Raw genomic sequence first — 25,611 nt, 5'->3', positions numbered from 1 at the left:
TTGATTGTTTTAGACAAGTGATTATTACACTAGGAATGATGGCGGACGAATGTCAGGTTTAATGCTATAGCTGCCCTTTAATTAGACAGACTATAGCTTTGATATTCGCCCGGTGATGTTTTTTTGATTGTTATGAAAAATATGGTTTTTAGTTACGTTTTTTATTTTTAGAGATACTAAGCCCATCTCTTAAGTTTAAAGACATCAAACTTATATTGGTAAAACCTGCGAATAACTCAATTCCTTGTACTATGTAAAATGTAGTACCAAAACTTCCCGACTCTGCTAGCATTTTTAAATAAATAGCGGCAGGGGTCAGTACTAAAATTCCATTTGCCGCGATGAATGGCATCCGGCTCTTCTTCTTGCCTATCACACCTGATTTCGCCTTAGGCGCTAGTTTATGGCCTGTGCCGCCGGCAATAGCCATGGCAGGAATAACGAACCATATAGCGTAAAAAATATAGGTCTTAACTGTAATAATTAGTGCTTGGTCCCCGATTAATTCTGACACTATGCTACTAATGAAAAATATTGATATAAGTATAAGCGCGGTGGTTGCAGATGCTGCGTGTATCTTGATTAGTGTGTTTCTCATAGTCTTTCTCCGGTTACCAAAGTGAACGATATTTCATGTGACATGAACGACAAGTTGAATTTGCCGTATCTACAGCATGCTCTAATTTATTAATGTCGCGAACTTTACTGGCGTTTTCGACTTGCAGATATAGCAAAGACCAGTTATCCAATTTGTTTTCAAAATCAGGCCAATTTGCCCAAATTTTTGTTTTACTTCGCCCATCTCCTTTTGAATGCTCAGGAAATAATTGTTTAAGTTTTAAAACATCTTTTGCTAGGCGATTAGCAAGCTCTGCGGATTTTACCCAGTCCGCATCGTCAACAAAATCTTCTAATAACTCAGAATCATCTTCTATTTTTTTATAAAGTTGCTGACGCTCGTCGACGACTAATTGTTCAGCATAACTTGGACAATTAAAAAGCAATGTAATTAAGCCAATAGACAACAAATTCTTCATATCTTCTCCCTTATCGATCAAATTAAATATGATGACACTATAACTTGCATATGATACATTTGCAAATGCAACTATATTTTTGAGGTATATATTTTGAAAATTTGGGACTTACCAACAAGAATTTATCATTGGCTTCAAGCACTTATTTTTTTGGTGTTGGCCTTGAGTGGCTTCGAGTTATTTGGCTCAGAACAATTACATGAAAAGTTTGGGGCTGTTTTGACTGTATTAGTTTTTTGGCGCCTTGGTTGGGGAGTAATCGGAAGTGACACCTCGCGCTTTGTAAACTTTACACCTAGCGCTAGTAAAATATTGGCGTATGTGCGAGGTAACGCTAAACAGAGTGTTGGCCATAATCCTCTAGGCGCATTAATGGTGTTAAGTATGCTGATATTACTATTATTTCAGATCATATCCGGGGTTGTTATTTCGCAGTTTATCGATGGTAAAAGTTTGTTTGAAAGGCAAACGCTTAAGATGTTAAAAAGCATACATGAAATTAATGCCTGGGCCTTAATAATATGCAGTTGCTTTCATGTGTTAGCGATATTGGTTTATAAACTCAAAGGCAAGCCTTTGCTTATGGCAATGATAACGGGTTCTACAAATAATATATCTTCAGCTCGTCCAGAACTCGCCAGCAAACGCAGAGCCGCTATGTTATTGATGATGACCATATTGTTTATGATCCTAACTATTAACCTACTGAACTAAGGATATTACTTTGTTGTTACTTGATGTGTTTAATGGGTGTTTATTCATATGAGCTTTGGCTGGAAAATAGCCGTATTGGCAGAAAGCATGAGTACGAGTTTAGACAAGGAGCTAAGGCAAATAGGTTTAAGTATTAACCAATGGCCGACACTACTTGTATTGTGGAATGAAGATGGCTTAACCCAATCTGAATTGACAGCGCGTAGTAATACCGCACACTACACTACGACTCGTTTATTAGATACGTTAGAAAAGATGAAGCTTGTAGAGCGCTGCCCTCACCCAACAAGTAGAAGAGCGCACTTAGTTTATTTAACTAAGAAAGGGCGAGCACTTACCAAAGAAGCGGTTGCAAAAGCGGCTTTAGTAAATGAGCAGTTTTTTAGTGGTTTTACTAACAAAGAGCAAGAGCAACTAGAATTACTGGTTTTAAGAATGATTAAAGCTCAAGATGCCCAATTGCAAACAATAGCGCTGTAGGTACTATCTTTTTGTTACCTAGTTTAATATTGGGTTTTATGGTTTATGCTTGTTTAACGAGTGTGCTATGCAACTTGCCCACATGCTACACCGCTACTCCAGGCAAACTGGAAATTATAGCCTCCTAACCAGCCGGTTACGTCAATTACTTCACCAATAAAGAATAAGCCTTTAGCTTTTTTCGCTTCAAAAGTTTTTGATGAGATTTCATCGGTATTTACACCACCTAAGGTAACCTCGGCAGTGCGGTAACCTTCTGTGCCATTCGGTTTAATTTGCCAATGGTGCAGGTATTGTTCAAGGTACGTGATTTCGTCATTGCTGATCTGGTTTATGGCTTTATCTGAAATGTCTTTTTGTTTAACAAGCGCTTCAACAAAACGTTTTGGTAACACGGTCGTTAGCATATTTTTTAGTGATTTTTGTGGGCTGGTATCTCGCCATTTTGCGATGAGATCTGTAATTGATGATTCTGGTAATAAATCAATGGTTACTGCTTGGCCTGCCCGCCAAAATGAAGATATTTGTAATATTGCCGGGCCAGACAAACCGCGATGGGTAAACAATATATTCTCTTTAAAAGTCGTGCCGTCTTCACTGGAAATTTCAGTGAAGATACTAATGCCAGATAAACCCTCAAATTTTTGTTTGTCGTGATCATGCAAAGTAAAAGGCACAAGTGCTGCTGTGGTAGGGAGAACATTTAAGCCAAATTGTTCAGCAATTTTATAACCTATCGGTGTTGCACCGAGTTTCGGCATAGTTAAACCGCCAGATGCAACCACCAATGATTCACATTGATAATCTTCACCACTGGTTTTTAAAAGATAACCGGTATCATTTTTTGTTACCGATAGAACCTCACTGCGAAGCGCAACATTAACACCCGCCCATTCACATTCAGTCATCAAAATATCAACAATGTCTTGCGCGCTGTTATCACAAAATAATTGCCCTAAGGTTTTATGGTGATAATTAAGACCATGGCGGTCGACAAGTTCGATAAAGTCTTGCGCACTATAACGACTTAACGCTGATTTAGTAAAATGAGGGTTTTGGCATAAGTAGTTTTCAGGACTAGCATTTTCGTTCGTAAAGTTACAGCGGCCACCACCAGAGATCAAAATTTTTCGACCAGGTTTTTTGCCCATGTCAACAACGGTTACACTACGGCCACGATAACCAGCTGTTGCTGCGGCCATTAAGCCTGCTGCACCGGCACCAATAATAACGACATCAGAAAATATCAACGAAACAACCTAATTTATGCTGTAAAAAGGCGGCATTATACGTGAGAAGCATGATGAGTGCGAGTCAGGTTAAAGTGGCAATTTTTTTAACCTGAACTTAACCTTTATCTTGTTATAATCTTACCAAGTTAGAATTCTGGAGGGAATTTATCGTGAACCAAACACAATCAACATTATCGGGTACAACAAAGTTATTACACATTATCATTGCGTTAGGCATGATAGTTTTGCTGGCGGTCGGCATTGTAATGAGTGAATTTGAAATATTTGCTCTTTACGATTTACATAAATCTTTTGGCGCAATACTGTTTGTTTTAGCGTTAGCTCGTGTTTTATGGCGAGTTAAAAAGGGCTGGCCAAGTGCCGTTGGTGTCATGAGTAAAATTCAGCATGCTATTGCTAAGGCTATTCACTGGATTTTGATTATTTCTACTGTGCTGTATCCATTATCAGGTTTAATGATGTCAATTGGTGGCGGACATGGTTTAGCTATTTTCGGCTTAGAAATCGTAGCCGAAACAGTAGATGCAGCGGGTGAAGCTATCCCCGTTAATGGTTTCATAGGTGGTTTAGGTCATGATATTCATGGTTTGATTGTTTATTTTGTTATTGCCGCAATTGTTTTACATATTATTGGCGCCTTGAAGCATCACTTAATTGATAAAGATGCCACCATTACCCGTATGTTTTCGTTCAAATAATCACAACTTAAAAGCTGCGGCGTTGAAAATGGCAAGAAGGTGTCTTCTTGCCATTTTTTATTTGTTTAGATTTTTCATAATGTAACTCAATTCATTTTTTTGACGTTTGTCAACTTACTCGCGATATCAGCGTTTCTATCGATATATTTTTTGATGAGTTTTCTCTAAGCCTTTAATTGTCTGCTTTGTAAAGATAAGTATGGTTAAGTAAAGAAGTGCAAAGATGGTATAAATTCGAGAACTAATTCCTAAAATGTTGCTCTACACAATGCCCATCATAGTTATTTGTTGAGGGCGTTGATTAACTGCCAGTTACCTCTGAGCAGTCATGGCACTTAATTTTATTGGAAAAAAATATGAGTTTTAAACCTAGTATATTTTCAACCTCTTCATCTGCAAAGCTGCTTGTGCTCGCATCAGCAATTGCATTTGTAGGTTGTGGCGGCAGTGATGACAGCTCTGATCCCGGTTATGTAAAGTTTTATAATAGTTCGAAAAATGCCCCAGAAATTATCCTTACTCTTGATGAAGATTTAGAATCTGACGACGATGATGATGATGATAATTTTGAAGTGACTTTTAGCGGTATTGAGTACACGAAAGCACTGAGCAATTTTGAAATCGATGATGATACTTATTACTATGAAATGGGCTGGCAGGATGAAGATAGCGCCGACCGAGATGATTTAGAACTCGTCGCCGAAGGCCAAGTTGTTGTTGAAGATGAGACGATACAGTTATTAGTTTTAACGGGTGATGTTACATCAGCACAAGTGGAAACCTATAGTATTGAAATGATCGATGATGATGATGATGAAGACGATGATTTGTTCAATCTACGTTTTTTGAATTTACATCCTGATTCAGCTGGTGTTGATGTTTATATGTCTGAAGCAGATGAAACATTCAATGAAGCAAATTTAGTTGGCACATACACTTATACGCAGTTATCAGATAACCAGAAATTTGACCAAGATGAGTATGTTTTCTATATCACCGAGGCTGGTAGTGAAGAAGTGCTATTCACTTCAGATGACATTGATTATGCGTACCCATCACAATATGTGATGATTGTACGGGAAAATACTGGCTCTGGTACGTCTCCTTATGCAATAGACAGAATGTCTAACTCATCAATTACTGAGTACTTAGATACTCAATCTGAAGCTAGATTTCGTGCGTACAATGCGATAAAAGAACATGAGCTAATTCCTAACTATTCAGGTACTTTTGACATTTATGTTAACGGTGTAGATGAAGAAGCAGAAGTAACGGCTCTTGAGCGAGGCGAATATAGCGAAACATTAGTCCTAGAAAAAGGGGATTATAGCTTAGATTTATTGATCCCAGGCACCAATGAATCACTACTAAGCAATCATTTATTAGGTTTAGCAGAAAACACCAACAAAACTGTATTTTTCTACCTAAATGAAGAAGATGTTGACCACGATGGCGACGGTGACGTTGATGAAGATGGTGACGGAATCGTTGATGAAATTGAAGTTGAAATACATTCACTGGTTGTTGATAACAGTACCCGCGAAAGTATTTACGATCATCAAATTACCATGATTAACTTAGTTGATGATGATGACGATGATATTGACTTTAACTTTGTTACTTTTTACTTCGTTCGTAGCGATGAAACGATAGAAACAGCGTTATACAGCCGCAATGCTGTGTACACTCAGCCGGAATCAATTAACTTGCAAAACAATACCTATCAAGTGTATGCGGTAGCAGAAGTTGATAGTAGCGAAATTATTTTAGATAGTTTTGAATTGATTTTAGATGAAGAGTCAGACGAACTATTTTTTATCGTTGAAGATGATATTAATGAACCAACCGGCTTTAGAGTCGAAATCATTAAGCAAACGGAAGCAGAATAAAGGTTAATGACCCTTTGGTAATGAAAGATTACTAATATTTCAGCACTAAAAAAGGCTTGCATCTGATCCCCTGCAAGCCTTTTTTATGTTCAAAATAAACGGTATGACGCGATCACATGCTATAAGAGCGCGTCGACGTTAAAATTAAACTCGTATTATTGCGCCGGTAAGTCCGTCATAATGCTGCCAGCGTTACCGGTTTTTGCCATTTCTGCTAAATCTTTGTCAACAAAGAATAATGCATGACCATCATGACCCACCAAGTTGATTTTATCCAAGACACTTTTAAACAAGGTTTCTTCTTCATGCTGCTCTGCAACATACCATTGTAAAAAGTTAAAAGTAGAGTAGTCCTGATTAGTAAAAGCTTGGTGTGCCAAACTGTTAATATGTTCAGTAATTTCACACTCGTGCTGATAGGTTTTCTCAAATACGTCGGCTAACGATTCAAACTCATGTGGTGGCGCATCGATGCTACCTAAAATTGGCAAAGCGCCAGTTTCGCTAACGTATGTGAACAAACGCGTCATATGGTCCATTTCTTCTGCGGCATGCTTACGCATAAACATTGCAGCACCTTCAAAACCTTTTTCTTCACACCATGCGCTCATTTGTAAGTACAAGTTAGAAGAATAAAACTCTAAGTTAATTTGTTTATTTAATTGCTTAACCATTTCAGGTTTTAACATTGTGCTACCTCGTTGTGCGTTTTATCACATAAATTATGCTGCCAGTGTGCGTGATTATGCAGTATTATTCAAGTTAAATGTTGCAAAAACCCTTATAAAACAAGGCCTGTAGGCAAACGCGAATTGTTATTGTTTATATTATTCTAACGGTTTCAACTGACTTATCGAATGATATCAGAACAAAAAGGAGCTTCTGCTCCTTGTTGCTTATCTATCGTCAGTTTTGGTAACAAAAACTATCAGTCTAAGTTTAAGCGCGTAAGACGATTTTATTTGATGAGTTTTATAACTGGTTTAAAATAGTTTCAGCATTACTGATTTCAAACTCTTTTGGCTGTTCAATATTTAAATTTGTGACGACACCATTGTCAATGATCATAGAATAACGTTGTGAGCGTAAGCCACCAAAAGCCGCAGTTTCCATTGCTAGCCCTAATGCTTGAGTGTAGCTACCGTCGCCATCTGCTAGCATCATTAAGTTTTCGGCATTTTGTGCCTCTCCCCATGCCGCCATAACAAAGGCGTCGTTTACTGAAAGACAAATAATGGCATCAATACCCTTGGCTTTTAATTCGTCAGCAGAAACCACATAGCCAGGCAAGTGAGCGGCGGAACAAGTAGGTGTGAACGCTCCGGGTACGGCAAACATTACGACTTTTTTATTGGCAAAAAGCTCGCGGGTATTGTGAGTGATCATTTCGCCGTTTTTTAATTCTTGTAGCTGCCCTTCAGGCATAGTGCTATTTACTTGGATCATATCGGTCCTGTTTTATTTAGTTAGAGAGAGGAAGTTTAACGGGTTTGCAAAGATAATTTTTGTCGTGCGCCGCGCGTGCGCAGTCTTTACAGATGAATCTAGGTTTATCGACAATATGGGCAAGTTCATGCAAACCCTTATCAATTTCTTTTTTTTTCCATTTACATAAAGATTTTGCCATGCAGACACCAGCTTAATAACGCTTCTTTTTATTCTAGAATAATGCTGGGCTCTACGCACGTGAATATGGATGATTTTTAGTGTGATTAGAGTTTTAATCTTTGCTATTAACTTGCTTGTTTTAATGTCTGAGAAATGCCAGAGACATGATTGTTAACATCTTGGGCAATATTCTCTGCTAATTTTTGTGATTGATTCACTTCTTGATCAACATTACTCATCGCTGTTTCAAAGGTGATGAAATGCTCTCGCTGTAAGGTAATTTGCGCTAGGGTATTACGAGCGACGTCTGCGGAAACTTTTGCTTGCCCGGTGACTTCAATGGCGGTTTTTTGTAATTCATCGGCGATAGACTGTTGATTTGCCGACGCGGCTTCAATATCAATAATGGTGGCTTGAATGGAATTTGTTGCTTTCTGCAATTGTTCTAGTTTTGCTGATATTTGCTGTAACGACTCTTGTGTTTTTCCAGCTAATTGCCTGACCTCATCGGCGACCACAGAAAAGCCTCTGCCATGTTCGCCAGCTCTTGCTGCTTCTATGGCCGCATTCAGTGCCAGCAAGTTGGTTTGATCGGCAATCGCGGCAATAACATCAACGATTGAAGTGACACTATTGACAGACTGTGAAAGCGAGGTGATTGCTGTTTTACTTTGTTGCGCAGCGATATTGGTTGATTCACTGGCTTTTAGTACTTGGCCGACGCGATCTTGACTGGCTTCCATGGCTTGTTGAGTTGCTTGTGCATTACCAACAACTTGGCTTGATAAGTCATTAACAGTCTCTGTTGCTTGCCCTAGAGCAGCCATTATTGCGCGGGCTCCTTGTACGTGTTCACTAGTGCTCGCCGATGACTGATAAATATTATTGACTTGGCTGTCCATGGCTTTTAGAGCTTTGGCAACAAGGTCGAGTTGATGTGCTTTTTGGCGGTCATCATTGGCGAGTTTATTGACCATTTGATTGAAGCTGGATGAGATTTCCCCCAGTTCTGTTTTTATTGAAATGCCTTCAATGTTGTCAACTTTTCCTTGTTCAACTAACGCGACAAAGCTGTCTCTTAATTTACGCAGCGGGTTTAAAATAACAGAGCGTTGTAACCAATAGTTGGCAATTAGAAAGATGATTAAAAAAGCCGTTAAACCGATAACAACAAAAATAAGCTGCTGGTTTAATGTTTCTTGTTCTTGAATAACGCGCGTTTCACCCGCCAAAATTATTTCTTCAAGTTCGGCAACATCACTAACTAATTGTTTAATTCCGGCTTTATTACTACGCGTTAGCTTTAGTGTGTTATCAAACTCGTTAATATAACGGGAAGACAGTGTATTTATTTCATTAATGGCTTCTTCGACAAGGTCTTCGCTGTCATCTTCATCGGCAAAGAAATCATCTTCATCCACCTCGGCAAAAATCGCTAAATTTGGCATATTATGTAGATTTTTTGTTAATGCATTTAATTCTTTTGATATTGCATTAAGGCGACTTTGATCATTGATATTATTTAGAAAATATTTTTCTCTGGCGTTAATGAGTTCATTTAAACTGCTGGAAATATTATGATTTAACGCCAAATAAGTCAGTTTCTGTTCTGCTGATATTTCTTGGCTTTGTTGAGCGTATTGTGCGATTGCGTAGTTGAGTGACAACATGCTTTGCTCAGCGTTGCGAATAAGCGCTAATGGGTCACCACTTAACTTGCCTAAGGCACGGTATTTGGTGTTGATATCATGTTGCAAGCTTGCTGTTTTTTGTTCGATACTTTCCGTTAATGCTTGCAAGTTTATTTGTTTAGCGTATTGATTAATATCGCTTAATTGTTGTTGTGCTGGGGTTAGCAGCCCAGCATCACCCGACTGCAAGTATTGCGCTATGGTACGGTAAAATGTCACTGTGGTGGCTGATTTTAGCTCTTGATAGCTCGCTAAGTGGGCACGACTTACGGTTAATGAGTTGCCAACATGATACATAGTCGTTAAAAAAACTAGCGCGAAAAGGCTAATGGCTATCACTGAAATTCTTGAAAAGCTTGAAACTCGCACTGGCATCCTACCTTGTCACTAACGTGTGCTAAAGATGCTGAATTCTCACGTTTTTATGTGACAGTTAAGTTACGGTTAGATGACAGTAATATGACAATTTCATTGCTGGTGCGGATAAAGAAAACTGTTTTCTGGCTGAGTATAAACTTGAACGCTTTTTAGTTATTTTTGGGGATCGCTTGGTTAACATAAACATCAAAGCGATTTTTTTTCATGTTAATGCTAGTTGAAGGTTTCTTGTTGTTTAAAGGTGGTGCATAGCTTGGGCGTTTTACTACCACGCGATATTTGGCTAAGGCTAAGGCCGGTGTTAGCAGATTGTCGGCATCAAGATCTTCACCAACCAGCGCTTGAAATACGCGCATTTCCTTTTTTACCGCGGCAGACTTTTCTCGGTGCGGATACATAGGATCAAGATAAATTACATCAGGCTGTTCAGCTAAGGTCATATTTTCTATCGATGACGCGTGAATTAAGCTCATGCGCTCGGCAATATCATTAACGTCACTACTGAGTTTTGCTCTTTCAAGACCATCTTCAAGTAATGCCGCGACAATGGGCATGCGCTCCATCATAGTCACATTACAGCCTAAGGTCGCGAGAACAAAGGCATCTCGTCCTAAGCCGGCTGTTGCGTCAAGTACCTTGGGTGTAAAACCGTGCTTTAGGCCGACAGCCTTGGCAATGTCTTGACCTCTACCACCACCAAATTTACGTCTATGGGCGGTTGCACCGTCGACAAAGTCGACGCATATCGCACCAAGCTTTGGTTCGTCCAATTTACTTAGCTCTAGACGCTGCAGATTTACCTGCAAAGCAAATAGCAATTCAGGATGTTTTTTAATGGCGGCAATATCACCGAGATAATTTAGTTGCCATTGCTTGGCGATTTTTTTTGCTTTTTCGCTATCAACCGAATCAACATAGACAACGGCAAGGTTATTTATCATCAGTTATGTCTTCTACATGAACAAAATTATCGCCGGTTGAATAAGCGATTAGCCGACTTAGCTGGCTAAGCGATAAATCACATTGTTGCTGCCATTGATTAAAACTGTTTTGGATAGTGTGTAAGCTAGATTTAGTTTGAATACCGCCACTGATTAAATCGTGGGAACGAAAATAGGCTTCTACGTCACGGCTTAAAATAAAGGTATCTTTACCTAATGCTCTTAACGCATAAGGCCCGGTATTGCCGCCAAGGCGTTGGCCATGCTTTTTCAAGTGTGCCCACAAGCCAATAATGTTGTCACTAGGCCATTGCGCGATAAATTCAGCAAAACTATGGCCGTTTTGTTGTTCTTCAAAGATCATTTGGCCATTAGCTTTAATGGTTTTAACTTTATTGAAGTTACGAATAATGGCAGGATCACTAGCTTTACGTTCCATCATTTCTTCAGGCATCATCAAAATCTTTTCAATATCGAAATTGAAAAAACTTTCTTCAAAGTTTGGCCATTTATTTTCAACCACGCGCCAAACAAAACCAGATTGAAATATCTTTTTAGTGAACTCCGCTAATATTCTATCGTCGCCAAGTTCAGCTAAGAATTGATCTTGCTTGCCTTCACCCAGTAACAAGTTGAGTTTCGCTGCACCGCCTTTGCGAGCAGCGGCGCGTTGATAAATATCGTCAACCTTTTCTACGGCCATTTTAATTTATCCTGTGATGCCGCTGTGGCGCAACAATGCTTCAATTTCCGGTTCACGCCCTCTAAATGCTTTAAATAAGTCACTAGGTTCTTTTGAGCCGCCCATTTCAAGGACATTGGTTAAAAAGTCGTGTCCGACGTTTTTATTAAATATGCCTTCTTCTTCAAAACGAGAAAAGGCATCACTTGATAACACTTCAGCCCATTTATAGCTGTAATAACCCGCCGCGTAGCCACCACCAAAAATATGACCAAAACTGTGTTGAAAGCGGTTAAACTCCGGCGCTTTTACGACCGCATATTCTTCGCGTACTTGGTTTAACACATGCTGTATTTCATCACCTTTTTCTGGTGAATATTGTGCGTGCATTTTAAAGTCAAACAGGCTGAATTCCAGTTGACGGATCATTTGCATGGCAGATTGGAAATTTTTCGCCGCTAACATTTTATCTAACATGGCTTGCGGTAATGCTTCGCCAGTTTGGTAATGGCCTGAAATAAATGCCAGCGCTTCTGGTTGCCAGCACCAGTTTTCCAAAAATTGACTGGGTAATTCAACCGCATCCCATGGCACGCCATCGATACCAGAGACACCTGAGGCATTAATTTGCGTTAGCATATGGTGAATGCCGTGGCCAAACTCATGGAATAGGGTGACTACTTCATCGTGAGTAAATAACGCGGGTTTGTCGCCGACAGGGCCATTAAAGTTGCAGGTTAAATACGCAACTGGGTATTGAATATCGCCGTTGCTTAACTCGCGACGACTAACGCAATCATCCATCCAAGCACCACCGCGTTTTTTCGCTCGAGCATATAAATCAAGATAAAAGCTGCCACGTAATTGCTGATTTTCATCAAAAACATCAAAGAATTTAACATCTTGATGCCAAGTATCAATGTCTTGTCGTTCGCTAATATTTAATCCAAATAAGCGATGTACTACTTCAAACAAACCGGCAACCACTTTATTTTCAGGGAAGTATGGGCGTAACTCTTCGTCTGAAATAGCGTAGCGTTCATGTTTTAGTTTTTCGCTAAAGTAAGGCAAATCCCATGCTTGTAGATCATTTTGTTGAAACTTTTCCGCGGCAAATACTTGCACTTCTGCTAAGTCTTTTTGACCCTGAGCTTTTGATTTTACGGCTAAGTTTTCTAAAAATCCCAGCACTTCACTGGTGCTATTGGCCATTTTTGTTGCCAGGGATTTCTCGGCGAAATTATCAAAACCTAACAACTGGGCTAGTTCATGACGCAATGCTAATAACTCAGCCATAACTGGGCTGTTGTCGTATTCACCCGCATTTGGGCCGATATCAGAGGCGCGAGAAACATAGGCGCGATACAGTTTTTCGCGTAATTCGCTGTTGTCACAATAGGTCATTACCGGCAAATAGCTTGGAATGTCTAAAGTGAATAACCAGCCAGTTTTTTCCTGAGCTTCAGCAAGCGCTTTAGCCGCTTCTTTGGCGCTATCGGGTAAGCCAGATAATTCTTTTTCATCAGTAATATTAACGCTAAAAGCGTGAGTTGCATCGAGTAAATTATTACCAAAACTTGAGCTTAATTCAGATAAACGCGTGGCAATTTCACCATAACGTTTTTTATCTTGTTCATTGAGCGCAATCCCCGATAATTTAAAATCTCTTAGGCCATTGGTAATGACTTTTTGCTGAGCTTGGTTTAATTGGCCAAATTCTTCACTTTCGCTTAATTGCTGATATGCGGCAAATAAGCCAGCATGTTGGCCAACAAAAGTGCCATATTCTGATAAAAGTGGCAAACATGATTCGTAGGCGTCGCGCAATTCATCGCTATTTACCACAGAATTCATATGTGAAACCGGTGACCATAACTTACCTAAAACATCATCAACTTCATCAATAGGCGCCACTAAGTTAGCCCAAGTAAATTGCGTATGGTTAGCTAATACATCGGCAATTGTTGTTTTACAGTTGCCGATAGCTTGCTCAACCGCAGGTTTGATATGTTCAGGCTTAATTTTAGAAAAGGCCGGTAATGTACTTTGGGATAGCAGAGGGTTGGTCATAAAAATCGCATATTAGCTAAATGATGTCATATATGTAATGGCAACTGAGTCGATAATCAAGCTTTAACGAGATAGTTTTATAGATTTGTCGGTTATGGCAGATATTTGAAATTTAAATGCGCAATGTCATGTCATTTGCCTAGAGAAGTTTGCTATGTTGATTTAAGCGCTTGAATTTTAGTTTTTTCAGTCCAATATAGTGAAAGATAACAACACAGGAATAAAACCATGACACAACATTTTGACTACATTTCTATTGGCGCCGGTAGTGGTGGTATTGCCTCGGCAAATAGAGCCGCACGCTTAGGTAAAAAAGCCGCTGTGATTGAAGCTAAGCACATTGGTGGTACTTGCGTGAATGTTGGTTGTGTACCGAAAAAAGCCATGTGGTATGCCGGACAAATTGCCGATGCATTGCACTATGCTAATGATTATGGCTTTAAAGCGCCATTGCAAAGTTTTGATTGGGCTACCTTAGTGAAAAATCGTGAAGCTTATATTGAACGAATTCATGCCGCTTATGCCCGTGGCTTTGCCAGTAACGATGTAACCGTGATCAACGGTTTTGCAAAATTTGTTAATAAAAATACCTTAGAAGTGAATGGTGAGCTTTATACGGCGGACCACATCACCATTGCCACTGGCGGTCGCCCTAGTCGTCCAAGCATTGAAGGGGCTGAATACGGTATCGATTCGGATGGCTTTTTTGCCTTAACCGAGCAACCAGAAACAGTAGCGGTTGTTGGCGCCGGTTACATCGCTGTCGAACTTGCTGGTGTCATGCATGCATTAGGTAGTGAGTCACATTTACTGGTTCGTAAAGAAAAACCATTACGTGGCTTTGACGATATTCTTAGTGATACTTTAGTTGAGCAAATGGCAAAACATGGCCCGACACTGCACACCATGAGTGTGCCAACACGTGTTGAAAAGCATAGCGACGGTAAACTAACGATACATTTAGAAAATGGTAAATCGATAGGGCCAGTTGATAGCCTAATTTGGGCGATTGGTCGTGAACCGGCAACCGATAATATTAATCTTGAAGCTGCCGGCGTTGAACTTGATGAGCGTGGCTTTATTCCAACTGATAAATATCAAAACACTAATGTTAATGGTATTTATGCGGTAGGTGATAATACAGGTCGTGCGCAACTAACGCCTGTTGCTGTCGCTGCAGGACGTCGATTATGTGAGCGTTTATTTAATAATAAGCCTTATGAACATTTAGATTATTCAAATATTGCCACGGTTGTGTTTAGTCATCCGGTAATTGGTACGGTAGGTTTATCGGAAAAAGAAGCCATTGCTGAATACGGCGAGGAGCAAGTTAAAGTCTATAAATCGCAATTTACCGCTTTATATCAAGCTATTACCGAAGATTATCGCGATCCAACTCGCATGAAGTTAGTCTGTGTTGGCAAAGAAGAAAAAATTGTTGGTATCCACAGTATTGGTTTTGGTAGTGATGAATTACTACAGGGGTTTGCGGTCGCAATGAAAATGGGCGCAACCAAAGCGGATTTTGATAATACTGTTGCTATTCACCCGACCTCGGCGGAAGAGTTTGTGACTATGTAAAGTAGTATTTCCCTCTAACAATGTTACTTAGTTAGAGGGAAATATTGATATTTACTCGACAAAGGCAGGTAAAACTCGTTCTGCAATCTGAGTGAATATCATATCTTCTCGATCATGGCCGGTGATCACAATAATCAAGTCAAGCTCATCAACTACTATGATACGTTGTCCACCACCGCCCCAGGCGAATGTGGCATTATAGCTTTTATCGCCAACCGTAATATCGGTTTGATACCAAAAGTAACCATAACGGAAGCTAACAGGCATCCAATCTTCAGTAGGTTTAACTAGGCCACTGGTGGCTTTTGCTAAGTAGCTTGCTGAAATAAGTTGTTCGTTATTCCATTTGCCTTTGTTAAGCACGACACTGCCTAACTTAAGCATATCGCGAGATGTCATGCTCACGCGCCAACCTGCTTCTGGAATGCCACTAGCGTGAGTTTTCCAGGTGTAGTTTGTGATGCCCAATTTATCGAGAATTTCTTTTTTCAGGAAATTTTCGGCGCTACCTGGCACGACAGCGTCAATGACTGCCATCACCAATATTGGATTGTAGTTGCCATATAAATATTGCTGTGACTCCGAGGTAATAGGCCCACTAAGTTCAAGCAGAGACTGAACTAGTAGCTGCCCCTTAATCGCCGCCGGATTTTTCTCAAGCTCTTGCCATTTTTCAGGGTCAACACTAAGTCCACCATGCATGGTTAAGGCCTTATGCAGGCTGATTTTTTCTGAGCCCTCAACAAGTTTTGCTGTATCTAGGTCTTTTAGAAAACTAATTAGTGGTTTTTGCAAATCGGCCATTGTTAGATAACCTAACTGAATAGCACGGCCCAGTGCCATACTGGTGTAAGCTTTAGTTGCAGAGGCTTGCCCATGATATAAATTGATACGACCACGCTTGTAATAAGATTCGAATAACAATTTCCCTTGATGAGAAATAAGCATGCTGTCGTAGCTACCATGTTTATCGTTTGCGATCTCTTTAGCCAGCTTGATAACCTCATTTTTAGTGCTGCTATCAAGGTCTAACTCACCGACTGCAATCCTGTCTTTTCTTACTGCTGGCGTGGTATCGATAAAGGCTTTCTCAAGATATGGTAGATCCCAAAAAGACATTTTTGCATCTTCAATAGATGCTGTAGGTGCAAGTTCTGCACTTCCTGCAATGTTTGCTGCAACCATATTGCTAACAGTACTTAATAGCGCAGCAGCAATAAGACTTTTAAATTTTATATTAATATTCATAAATGACAGTAGTTCCGCTTGGTTAGGTTTATGATTTTGGTCTAAGGGTTTCAATAATTTGCGCATCTACCCAGTAAATATCGTTATTGTCGTTATCTTCATCTATAGCTCGGTTAAAAAGAATATATTTGCCATCAGGGGTTACACTTGCATAAGCATCCCATTTATCAGAATTGATTTTATCGCCCATATTTATCGCTGGCCCCCAAGATTTATCTTGTTGACGAAAACTGATGTACAAGTCAGATCCGCCATATCCGCCTTCGCGTTCACTGTCCCAAATTAAGTAGCTTTCATCAGGTGCAATAAAAGGGTGAGCTGTCCATTTACCCGTATTGACGATAGCGCTCATTTTAACTGGAGGTTGGCGTTGACCATTTTTCAGTGTCGATATACGGATAATGTCACCACTTTTGGCATCGTCAAATACATAGGTACCTTTTGCAGAGGCAGACAGGCGCATAATGCCCCAGTCCTTTCGGTCGAACATAGGTCCAAGGCTTTTACGTTCCGACCAACTATCGCCTATGCGATCTTTATAGCCTTTTGCCATATGCATACGTTTTCCGTCAGGGGAAAATGTAATTTCACCTCGTCGAGGGAAGTCTATGTACTGCTGCCAGATATTGTTTTCTTGTCTAAAGCCAATAACCGTTATTTGTGGGTATTTACCGCCCTTGGTGGAGAAATAAAACTCTTTCATGCCCGGCGCGAATACACCTTCAATTTCCCAGCCATCTTTGGAAATAATACCAGGGGCAAAAGGCTCTGCGACTAAGCCTGGTGGAGTTTGCCCCAAATAAGGACCTTCCAATTTTGGAAACTCATCCTGGCTATAACTTTTACTGTTCATGATTAGCGCAGCGCCTAGACAAAGTAGTGAGGGTAAAATAGCTTTCATGATTTATTCCTTATTTGAGACTAAAGAGGGGTTATGTTTGGCTAGTGATTTAGCTCTAAGGGTTTCAATAATTTTTGCATCCACCCAGTGCATACCGGCATTTTCATTGCTTATAAATCGGTTAAATAAAAGATACTTGCCATCAGGAGTTACAGTTGCTCCACTTTCTGAGGCAGTGGTATTTATTGTCTCTCCAAAATTAATGGCTGCTCCCCATGTACCATCTTTCTGCCGAAAACTAATAAACAGATCCGCTTTACCATATCCATTCTCTCCTTGTTCATCCCATATTAAGTAAGATTCATCGGGTGCAATAAAGGGATGCGCGTTCCAGTCGCCAAAATCAATATTCACAGCTTTTGGTTTTTCATATTTACCATCTATTAAGCGAGAATAATGAATGGGAGTTGATTCATTTGCATCATCAAAATAGTAAGTACCGTTAGCGGAAGACATAAGGCGCATGATACGAAAGTCTTTAAAATAAGGTCCTAGGCTCTTTATTTCAGACCAGCCAGTATTGGTGCGCTCCATATAGTGTTTACCTAAGTGCATAGTTTTGCCGTCTGGCGTGATGATAGGTCGACCCACTCTAGGGCCCAGCAAAGACTCGTGCCATTGATTGTTTTCTAACTTGAAAACGCGTAACGACCACTTACCGGTTTTGTTGTTTCTGCGAGTGAAATAGAACGCTTTCATATCAGGCGTGAAGAAGCCACTATGGTCACGGTGTTCTGGCGAACGTTTGCTGGGAGCAAAAACTTTAGGGATTAATCCTGGCGGCGTTTGCCCAACATAAGGCCCTTCAAGCATAGGCAGCTTATCATTTGCATAGTTTTTGCTACTTGTCATTACCAGAGCAAGCAAAAGCGTGAAAAATAGGTTAGTTAGTTTCACTTTGTTTCTCCTTTTTCTGCATATCTGACAACCATTTCACACCGCGAACACCTAGCATAGGAAACGAATCGCTATGGCCAGAAGACTCAACAACAATGTGCTTGATTGAAGATATTGCGTTATATTTTTTATCTTTTAGTTGGCTTACAAAGCCTTCAATATGTGGAGTTAATTCTTTCTCAAGTTCACCGTAAGAAATAAAAACGTTGATCCCTAATTGCTTATTTTTTAACGCTTCACTTTCTTGGGAAAAAAGCTCATTGGCATTACTCCATATACTTGGGCTGCCGAGGATATAATTTTTAAAAGTATTGGGTTGCGCTATTAATGCATACGTGCCAAAAAGGCCACCAGCGGAAAAGCCTAAATAGCTGCGATTGCTTGGGTCGGTTCGGTAATTATTTTCGATCAGCTTGAAAACATCGTCGCGAATAAAAGAAAGGTGTTTACTAGCTTGGCCAAATTTTATTTTTGGATGTTTAGGGTTAGTTCTCTTCTTGAATGAGTAGTCGCCGAAACGGCTGAAATGCGCACCATATTTTTGCTTGAGCTCTTCTGGAATATCTTTTTGCCAAGAGATACCCACTAAAATAACGTCTTCCATTATATAAGCGGTGGCAGCAGATAATAGTTCGATATGCCACACTGCGTCAGTAAAGTAAATGACAGGATACTTTTTGTTCTTATCTTCGTCATATTTTTCAGGCAGTTTAACGAGCAGTTCGTACTGCTTATTAGATTGCTTATCCGTGATCGGAAGAACATGTATGTCTGGCATTTCGTACGGTGATTGGTCAGTATCAGCAAGTGCCAAAAAAGGGATTAGCACTACAAAAAGTAAGATTATATTTTTTATCATGATTACCTCGGTGATTTACTCTGAGCATTTAAGGTTGAATAAAATGTGAGTATTCACCTTAACTAATAGCGAGCAATTTACTTGAGGTTGCACTGATTTTTAGCTGATTTTTAGCTGATTATTAAAAACACAATAATTATCAATTGTTTACAATGTTGAGTTTGGTTGTGTTGGCGTTTATGCTATATCATGTATCTTGTGTTGATTTAATACCAAGTTGATTAATAAAGTTGGTATAGTTTTTAATCGCAAACGTTAGTGGTATCAGAGGATTTATGGCAGAACAGTATTGGATTGGTGGATTTTTTATCGATTTATCCCGAAATCAAATCACCCAAAATAACCAATCAAAAACACTTGCTCCTAAAGCATTGGCTGTTCTTACACACTTGGCTGAGCATCAAGGACAAGTGGTTAGTCATGAGGCATTGTTAGCTAATGTTTGGCAAGGAACCGTAGTATCACCCAATTCACTGCAACGAAGTATCGCGCAATTGAGAAAAGCACTGGGCGACGATGGCAAAGTTCAAGTTTATATAAAAACCCATGCTAAACAAGGATACAGTTTAGAGTGTGATGTTAGGTGGCATGATGGTGTTAGTAAGAACGTATTTGCAGCAATTTCCAAAGATCAGGCCATAACTTCTGCTAACGAAATGGCTGTCGACCAAGTCAATGATAGTGACGTCGATGATGATGTTACCAATGCCAGTAAATTAGCTGCCAATAATAGAGATGAGTCAACGACATTGAAATCGAGATTTCTTTTGATGACGATTGTCTTTGGCATAATGATTATTGCAGTTATCAGCTATCAATTTATTGCCCCTAAGCCGCCAGCAAAATTATCAATTGGAGCGTTACGTGCATTGACAACGACAGATAACAAAGAGCATTCAGGTGTTTATTCACCTGATGGAGAATACATTGTTTTCAATCGTTATTCAGAAGAGTTCTGTGCTAGCAGTAATATTTGGGCAAAAAATATTAAAACACAAAAAGAAATCCAACTGACAAGTAACATGGGGAAATATGACAGTCATAGTTTCTCTAAAGATGGGAAAAAACTGGTATTTATTAAAACTGAAAACTGCGACAAACCCACTAATCAAAAATATTGTTATAAATTAATGACCTTGGATTTTGACAAGGCGCTGAAATCACCTCAAACGCCAAGTTTATTAATGGAATGTAAAAATTCAAGAATTGCTCGCTCTAAATGGCTAAATAATAATAACGTTGCCTTGTTGCAGGAGCTTTCAAATCATTGGAAATTAATCAGTTATTCGATAAAAGATAACAAAAGCAAGGAGGTATACTCGATAGAAGGCGGTCAGATCATTGATTATGACTATTCTGTTCAAGATGACATTATTGCTTTAGTCAGTGTTCACAATGACGGCCAAAACTATATCGAAATAATTGAACCTGACGGTAAACTTTTATCAAGCCATCTAATTGAATATCCGTCAGAAATACCGAATTTAAGCTATATCTATCCAAATTTTTCGCCCTTGGAAAATCAACTTGTTTTTAGCACGGGCCGACAACTCTTCACATTATCTTATCAAGGTAAAATAGCCAAAATTAGCCTGCCGCTAGACGAGCCCGCAGGCTCGCCGACATTTCATCCCGGCGGTAAAAGAGCACTAATGATAAAAGGACATTGGGATAGTGATATTGGATTATTTTCCTTAGCGAAAATAGCACATTCACAATCAACAAAAACTCAAGAAAATCATTCTGCTATTGTGCAAGATACTAGTTATTCGATACCGATATCAGAGATATTAGAACGCTCAACTCGTGAAGAAGGCAGTGCTATTTTTCAGCCAAATGGCAATTCAATTGCGTTCATGTCTGATCGTTCTGGCGAAGATCAAGTTTGGATTCACGATGACAATGGCATACAGAAGCTTACGAACTTCCCAATTGATACTCGTATCACAGGATTGAATTGGGCCGCTGATGGACAAAGCCTTTTAGTCAATGCTAATAATGTGCTCATTCAGGTTAATCTCGATTCAAGTGAGAAATCATTCCCATCCGCTTTCCCTGTTGTGCAACTTTTTCAATGGCACAGTAATAACAGCAGCGCTTTAGCGTTAATACGTATTAAAGGCATATTAAAATTTGTAGAGTTCAACATGGAGAACTCAGAATTTAAAGTTATCACAGATAAGAAAATAAACTGGGCGCAAACAAGCGAAGATGGTCGATTGATCTATACCGATCACATGGACAGGTTTTGGCAACCGGGTCCCGCTGAAGACCAACTGATTGAAGCGTTAGAAAATCAAGGAAGTGACAAGCGATTCATTATAAAAGGTAACGTTATTTATGGTATTAATGAGCAGCAACAACTGTGGTCTTATGCGCTTAATGAGAATAGATTTGAAATCCTCGGCAAGGTATCAGATAAGGTTGATTTTCTAACTGACATAAATCAGAAGCAACTATTGATGACAGTCCGTGTTTCGGCGAAAAAAGAAGTTGCGGAACTCACCTTGAATTAACTGAACTGGAAAATACATATGAAAACCCTTGTAAAACTAATGATAACTGCATTGTTAATAGTAGGTATGTCATTTGCTATAAACGCAGAGGATGCTCATCATAACCATGATACATTATCAATAGAACTGTCTTTGAATAATGGTGCTAAGTGGCAAATTGATAACAGTTTACATATAGGTATGAGTGGGATAAAAAAAGAAATGATGGCGAATTTAGATGCCATTCATTACGATAAGTTTTCTCAAAAGCAATATATTGCAACTGCTAGAAAAATTGATAGCCAGCTAAGTTATTTGTTTAAAAATTGCAAATTACCAGCGCAAGCAGATGCTCAGTTGCATATTTTGCTAGCTAATATTATGCAAGGCAGTGAATTGATGAAAAGTAGTGAGACGCCAAAACAAGGCGCAATTAAGATTATTCAATCCTTAAATGATTATCCGCAGTATTTTAATGACCCAGCATGGCAAAGTTTAAATCACTAACACTTGGTCGTGATGAACTTTCCTGATCTTTATATTAGTGGCTAAAAAATCTTGAATGTTTTTAATCGCTGTTACTTTTCTTCAGCGACAATATTGTTCTTTTTATCTTAGGGGCTGTTTATCTTTCGAGATTACTTTTGCAGCATTTTGTTGGCTATTTATACAAGGCAGAGGCTTTGTCATGTGGTTATTCCACATAAAAAGGTGATAACGCTGTAAAAATGGCCAACAAATGTTGTCCGAAGGATTCGGCCAAAAGTGCTTTACTCTTTGTTGAGTCGTACTTGCTTACGACTGCATGGACGCAGAAGGTAGGGCAACTCAGGAGATAAAGCCGAGAATGACTAGGCCACACACAACTCGCCGCGATTAAAACGCTTTTATCTCGAACAAAATTTAACCGTGAAAGATCAACAGCCCCTAATATTTGCAATCGACAAATAATTTTATTTGTCGAAATTGAGCTAGCCCTTACCAAATCTCGCTTATGTTTTTTTGTTATTTCAGGGTGTCATAAAACTGCAAAAATAGTTTAATAATTGTCTGGTAATGGGGCTGTTTTCTGTTAATCTCTTAGCTCGCTTATTTTTATTGCTCGATAATTGAGCAGTAAAGTTTAAGCACGGACATTAAATTATCCACATAATAGAAAAATAATAAAAAATATGTGAAAAGGATTTCTGACTCACCTTTTTTCATCAAAAACAAGAGCTTAAAAATATGTTGCCGTAAAGTTCGCCAGAGCCTTATGGTCTTTCCCCGTGCTTTTCAACAAACTTATCCACAATTGCTGGCAAATGATGTGATTAAATAGAATGAAGTGCTAGAGAGAATTTTCTGATTATGGCATGCTTAGCGCATCTTACTATAAGCCAATAAATTATCATGCCAACTTCTGACCAATCGCCACTCATTTTAGTTGATGGTTCATCTTACTTATTCCGCGCATACCATGTACCATATTTGCAAGCCTTGTCTACTTCAGATGGTCAACCAACCGGTGCTATTACCGGCGTATTAAATATGATTAAAAGTCTGAAAAAAGATTATCCCAATGGCAATGTTGTGGTGGTATTTGACGCTAAAGGTAAAACTTTTCGTAATGACATGTATCCAGAGTATAAGGCTAATCGACCGCCGATGCCGGATGATTTGCGTAGCCAAATTGCGCCGTTACATGAAATTATTGCTGCGATGGGTTTGCCACTATTAGTTATTGAAGGGGTAGAGGCTGATGATGTTATTGGTACTTTGTCACATCAAGCAACCGTGTTAGGCATGGAAACCGTCATTTCAACTGGTGATAAAGACATGGCACAGTTGGTTAATCAGCATGTACGTTTAATCAATACCATGACGAACGTAGAAATGGATGAAGCAGGTGTTATTGAAAAGTTTGGCGTTCGCCCAGATCAAATTATTGATTACCTAGCTTTAATGGGAGACAAGGTTGACAATATTCCGGGTGTTGAAAAATGTGGCCCAAAAACCGCGGTAAAATGGCTTACTGCCTATCCTAGCTTAAAAGAAGTGATGGAAAATGCTGATGCAGTAAAAGGCAAGGTGGGTGAAAATTTGCGAGCTGCATTACCTCAATTACCACTGTCTTTTGAATTGGCGACCATTAAACTTGATGTTGAGCTTGAACAAAGCGTCGCCGAAATAAAGCCTGTTGCCGCAGATGTCGATACCTTAAAAGCACTCTATGAAAAGTTTGAACTTAGAAGGTTATTAGCAGACTTAAATGCTGGCGATAAAGCTGAAACAGGCAGTGATGTAGAAGTAGAAGATAATGACGTAAGTACAGCCGAAAATAATATTGATGTTGATTATGACATTGTCCTTAACAAAGCTGACTTTCAAACTTGGTTGGAAAAACTAACCAATTCTGAGGTATTTGCCTTCGATACTGAAACTACCAGCGTCGACTATATGAAAGCTGAGTTAGTGGGTTTGTCTTTTGCTGTTGAAGCCGGAAAGGCAGCGTATGTTCCTGTAGCACATGATTACTTGGATGCCCCTGAACAATTAGATCGAGATTGGGTTTTAGCACAACTTAAACCGTTATTGGAAAGTGAAACGCAAAGCAAAGTAGGGCAAAATTTAAAATACGATGCTAATGTCTTGTCTCATTACGACATCGCGATGAAAGGCATTACCTTCGATACTATGATCGAATCATACTGTTTAAACAGTGTTGCTACGCGCCATAATATGGACGCCTTGGCTGATAAGTATCTTGGCTATAAAACCGTACATTTTGAAGATATTGCCGGTAAGGGAGCGAAACAGCTTACTTTTAATCAAATTGACCTAGAAAAAGCAGGCCACTACGCGGCGGAAGATGCTGATATCACCCTACGTTTGCATCAAGCAATTTTTCCAAAATTAGCGAAAATTACTACTCAACTGTCGGTATTCAATGATATTGAAATGCCTCTATTGCCGGTATTAGCACGTATGGAACAACATGGTGTTTTGATTGATTGCGACATGTTAGATCAACAAAGCCAAGCAATCGGAGCACGTTTATCCGAACTGGAGATTGAAGCGCATAATTTAGCGGGTAAAAGCTTTAATTTGAGTTCACCTAAGCAGCTACAAACTATTTTGTTTGAAGAGTTAAAGATTCCTGTGCTAAAGAAAACACCAAAAGGTGCACCATCTACCGCGGAAGAAGTCTTACAGGAGTTGGCACTTGATTACCCGTTACCTAAAATTATTTTAGAAAACCGTGGCTTAAGTAAACTAAAATCTACTTATACAGATAAGTTACCTTTATTGGTTGATCCGAAAACAAACCGGGTACATACCTCATACCATCAAGCTGTTACCGCCACAGGGCGTTTGTCGTCAACAGATCCTAACTTACAGAACATTCCAATTAGAAGTGAAGAGGGGCGGAAAATTCGTCATGCTTTTATTGCGCCGAACGATCATAAAATAGTCGCGATAGATTACTCGCAAATTGAGTTACGTATTATGGCGCATTTGTCGGATGACCCTGGCTTAGTGAAAGCGTTCTCAGAAGGTAAGGATGTTCACAAGGCCACGGCAGCTGAAATTTTTGCTGTGTCGCTAGATGAAGTCACCAGCGATCAACGTCGTAGTGCGAAAGCGGTTAATTTTGGCTTAATTTATGGCATGTCGGCATTTGGTTTAGCGAAACAATTAAGTGTGCCTCGTCATACTGCCCAAGCGTATATGGATAAATATTTTGAGCGCTATCCTAATGTGTCGCAGTATATGGAAGATACACGTCAACAAGCCACTGAAACCGGTTATGTTGAAACCTTGTTTGGTCGTCGACTTTATTTACCTGATATTAAATCCAAGAATGGTATGCGTAAAAAAGCGGCTGAACGTGCTGCTATTAATGCGCCAATGCAAGGTACAGCAGCCGATATTATTAAAAAGGCTATGCTAGCGGTTGATGCTTGGATTTTAGAACAAAATGATCCTCGTATTAAAATGACCATGCAAGTGCACGATGAATTGGTCTTTGAAATTCATCAAGATATTGTTGAGGAAACGACTGCTAAATTAGTGGAAATTATGAATGCTGCGGTGGAAATGAGTGTACCTTTAATTGCCGAAGCAGGTATTGGCGACAATTGGGAGCAAGCCCACTAAGCGATTAGTGTAAAATAGCAGATAGATAAATTTACGATGAAATTTATTT

At 39.4% G+C, this 25,611-nt stretch carries 21 protein-coding genes; 8 read left to right on the top strand and 13 right to left on the bottom strand.

Annotated features, from left to right (window positions below; genetic code table 11):
• Window positions 1-148: 148 nt before the first annotated feature.
• Window positions 149-598: a hypothetical protein gene (locus tag AC27JP_RS18160; RefSeq protein WP_487117345.1), complete on the bottom strand. Its 450-nt coding sequence runs from the start codon at window positions 596-598 to the stop codon at window positions 149-151.
• 13 nt (window positions 599-611) lie between these two features.
• Window positions 612-1,037 (bottom strand): cytochrome c, encoded by a 426-nt coding sequence (locus AC27JP_RS18155; RefSeq protein WP_487117344.1) that lies wholly within the window; start codon window positions 1,035-1,037, stop codon window positions 612-614.
• A gap of 93 nt (window positions 1,038-1,130) precedes the next feature.
• On the opposite strand from AC27JP_RS18155, the gene AC27JP_RS18150 reads away from it, so the two are divergent.
• Together AC27JP_RS18150 and AC27JP_RS18145 are read left to right on the top strand one after the other, a co-directional pair.
• Window positions 1,131-1,751 carry a cytochrome b/b6 domain-containing protein gene (locus AC27JP_RS18150; protein ID WP_487117343.1) on the top strand — a complete coding sequence of 207 codons (621 nt, stop codon included), beginning with the start codon at window positions 1,131-1,133 and terminating at the stop codon, window positions 1,749-1,751.
• Between the two features lie 48 nt (window positions 1,752-1,799).
• Window positions 1,800-2,231 (top strand): MarR family winged helix-turn-helix transcriptional regulator, encoded by a 432-nt coding sequence (locus tag AC27JP_RS18145; protein ID WP_487117342.1) that lies wholly within the window; start codon window positions 1,800-1,802, stop codon window positions 2,229-2,231.
• Between the two features lie 65 nt (window positions 2,232-2,296).
• Here AC27JP_RS18145 and AC27JP_RS18140 read toward each other — a convergent pair whose 3' ends face one another.
• Window positions 2,297-3,481 carry a BaiN/RdsA family NAD(P)/FAD-dependent oxidoreductase gene (locus tag AC27JP_RS18140; RefSeq protein ID WP_487117341.1) on the bottom strand — a complete coding sequence of 395 codons (1,185 nt, stop codon included), beginning with the start codon at window positions 3,479-3,481 and terminating at the stop codon, window positions 2,297-2,299.
• A gap of 152 nt (window positions 3,482-3,633) precedes the next feature.
• On the opposite strand from AC27JP_RS18140, the gene AC27JP_RS18135 reads away from it, so the two are divergent.
• Together AC27JP_RS18135 and AC27JP_RS18130 are read left to right on the top strand one after the other, a co-directional pair.
• Window positions 3,634-4,182: a cytochrome b gene (locus AC27JP_RS18135; protein WP_487117340.1), complete on the top strand. Its 549-nt coding sequence runs from the start codon at window positions 3,634-3,636 to the stop codon at window positions 4,180-4,182.
• 356 nt (window positions 4,183-4,538) lie between these two features.
• Window positions 4,539-6,071, top strand: coding sequence for a hypothetical protein (locus AC27JP_RS18130; RefSeq protein WP_487117339.1), 1,533 nt, complete (start codon window positions 4,539-4,541; stop codon window positions 6,069-6,071).
• Window positions 6,072-6,226: 155 nt separating this feature from the next.
• Here AC27JP_RS18130 and ftnA read toward each other — a convergent pair whose 3' ends face one another.
• The 6 genes from ftnA to prlC form a co-directional block, all read right to left on the bottom strand.
• Window positions 6,227-6,760 (bottom strand): non-heme ferritin, encoded by a 534-nt coding sequence (gene ftnA / locus AC27JP_RS18125; RefSeq protein WP_487117338.1) that lies wholly within the window; start codon window positions 6,758-6,760, stop codon window positions 6,227-6,229.
• 283 nt (window positions 6,761-7,043) lie between these two features.
• The gene (locus tag AC27JP_RS18120) at window positions 7,044-7,517 is read right to left on the bottom strand and encodes a redoxin family protein (RefSeq protein ID WP_487117337.1); all 474 of its coding nucleotides are present in this window, start codon (window positions 7,515-7,517) and stop codon (window positions 7,044-7,046) included.
• A gap of 287 nt (window positions 7,518-7,804) precedes the next feature.
• Window positions 7,805-9,739, bottom strand: coding sequence for a methyl-accepting chemotaxis protein (locus tag AC27JP_RS18115; RefSeq protein WP_487117336.1), 1,935 nt, complete (start codon window positions 9,737-9,739; stop codon window positions 7,805-7,807).
• Window positions 9,740-9,897: 158 nt separating this feature from the next.
• A complete protein-coding gene (locus AC27JP_RS18110) occupies window positions 9,898-10,689 on the bottom strand; it encodes a class I SAM-dependent methyltransferase (protein ID WP_487117335.1) in 792 nt (263 codons plus the stop codon).
• Window positions 10,679-11,392, bottom strand: coding sequence for a DNA-3-methyladenine glycosylase I (locus tag AC27JP_RS18105; protein WP_487117334.1), 714 nt, complete (start codon window positions 11,390-11,392; stop codon window positions 10,679-10,681). Before AC27JP_RS18105 ends, AC27JP_RS18110 begins: the two co-directional genes overlap by 11 nt.
• Window positions 11,393-11,398: 6 nt before the next feature.
• Window positions 11,399-13,441: an oligopeptidase A gene (prlC, locus tag AC27JP_RS18100; RefSeq protein ID WP_487117333.1), complete on the bottom strand. Its 2,043-nt coding sequence runs from the start codon at window positions 13,439-13,441 to the stop codon at window positions 11,399-11,401.
• 228 nt (window positions 13,442-13,669) lie between these two features.
• Between prlC and gorA the strand changes: the two genes are divergently transcribed.
• Window positions 13,670-15,022 (top strand): glutathione-disulfide reductase, encoded by a 1,353-nt coding sequence (gorA, locus tag AC27JP_RS18095; RefSeq protein ID WP_487117332.1) that lies wholly within the window; start codon window positions 13,670-13,672, stop codon window positions 15,020-15,022.
• A 51-nt stretch (window positions 15,023-15,073) separates the two neighbouring features.
• On the opposite strand, the gene AC27JP_RS18090 is transcribed toward gorA, so the two are convergent.
• Genes AC27JP_RS18090 through AC27JP_RS18075 form a run of 4 tightly spaced genes read right to left on the bottom strand, consistent with a single transcriptional unit; the run spans window position 15,074 to window position 18,927 of the window.
• Complete coding sequence (locus AC27JP_RS18090) at window positions 15,074-16,270, bottom strand: serine hydrolase domain-containing protein (RefSeq protein WP_487117331.1); 1,197 nt, start codon at window positions 16,268-16,270, stop codon at window positions 15,074-15,076.
• 28 nt (window positions 16,271-16,298) lie between these two features.
• Window positions 16,299-17,171: a TolB family protein gene (locus AC27JP_RS18085; RefSeq protein ID WP_487117330.1), complete on the bottom strand. Its 873-nt coding sequence runs from the start codon at window positions 17,169-17,171 to the stop codon at window positions 16,299-16,301.
• A gap of 3 nt (window positions 17,172-17,174) precedes the next feature.
• A complete protein-coding gene (locus tag AC27JP_RS18080) occupies window positions 17,175-18,068 on the bottom strand; it encodes a TolB-like translocation protein (RefSeq protein ID WP_487117329.1) in 894 nt (297 codons plus the stop codon).
• Window positions 18,055-18,927 (bottom strand): alpha/beta hydrolase, encoded by an 873-nt coding sequence (locus tag AC27JP_RS18075; protein ID WP_487117328.1) that lies wholly within the window; start codon window positions 18,925-18,927, stop codon window positions 18,055-18,057. The genes AC27JP_RS18080 and AC27JP_RS18075 overlap by 14 nt, the downstream gene beginning before the upstream one ends.
• A gap of 275 nt (window positions 18,928-19,202) precedes the next feature.
• Here AC27JP_RS18075 and AC27JP_RS18070 point away from each other — a divergent pair, with 275 nt between their 5' ends.
• The 3 genes from AC27JP_RS18070 (at window position 19,203) to polA (ending at window position 25,562) form a co-directional block, all read left to right on the top strand.
• Window positions 19,203-21,443 carry a winged helix-turn-helix domain-containing protein gene (locus tag AC27JP_RS18070; protein ID WP_487117327.1) on the top strand — a complete coding sequence of 747 codons (2,241 nt, stop codon included), beginning with the start codon at window positions 19,203-19,205 and terminating at the stop codon, window positions 21,441-21,443.
• 18 nt (window positions 21,444-21,461) lie between these two features.
• Window positions 21,462-21,929 (top strand): hypothetical protein, encoded by a 468-nt coding sequence (locus AC27JP_RS18065; protein ID WP_487117326.1) that lies wholly within the window; start codon window positions 21,462-21,464, stop codon window positions 21,927-21,929.
• Between the two features lie 885 nt (window positions 21,930-22,814).
• Window positions 22,815-25,562, top strand: a complete 2,748-nt coding sequence (polA, locus tag AC27JP_RS18060) for a DNA polymerase I (RefSeq protein ID WP_487117325.1) — start codon at window positions 22,815-22,817, stop codon at window positions 25,560-25,562.
• Window positions 25,563-25,611 lie beyond the last annotated feature (49 nt).

It is taken from the genome of Colwellia sp. SU-HH01172, from assembly GCF_057553355.1.
This window is presented reverse-complemented; position numbering and strand designations above follow the sequence as displayed.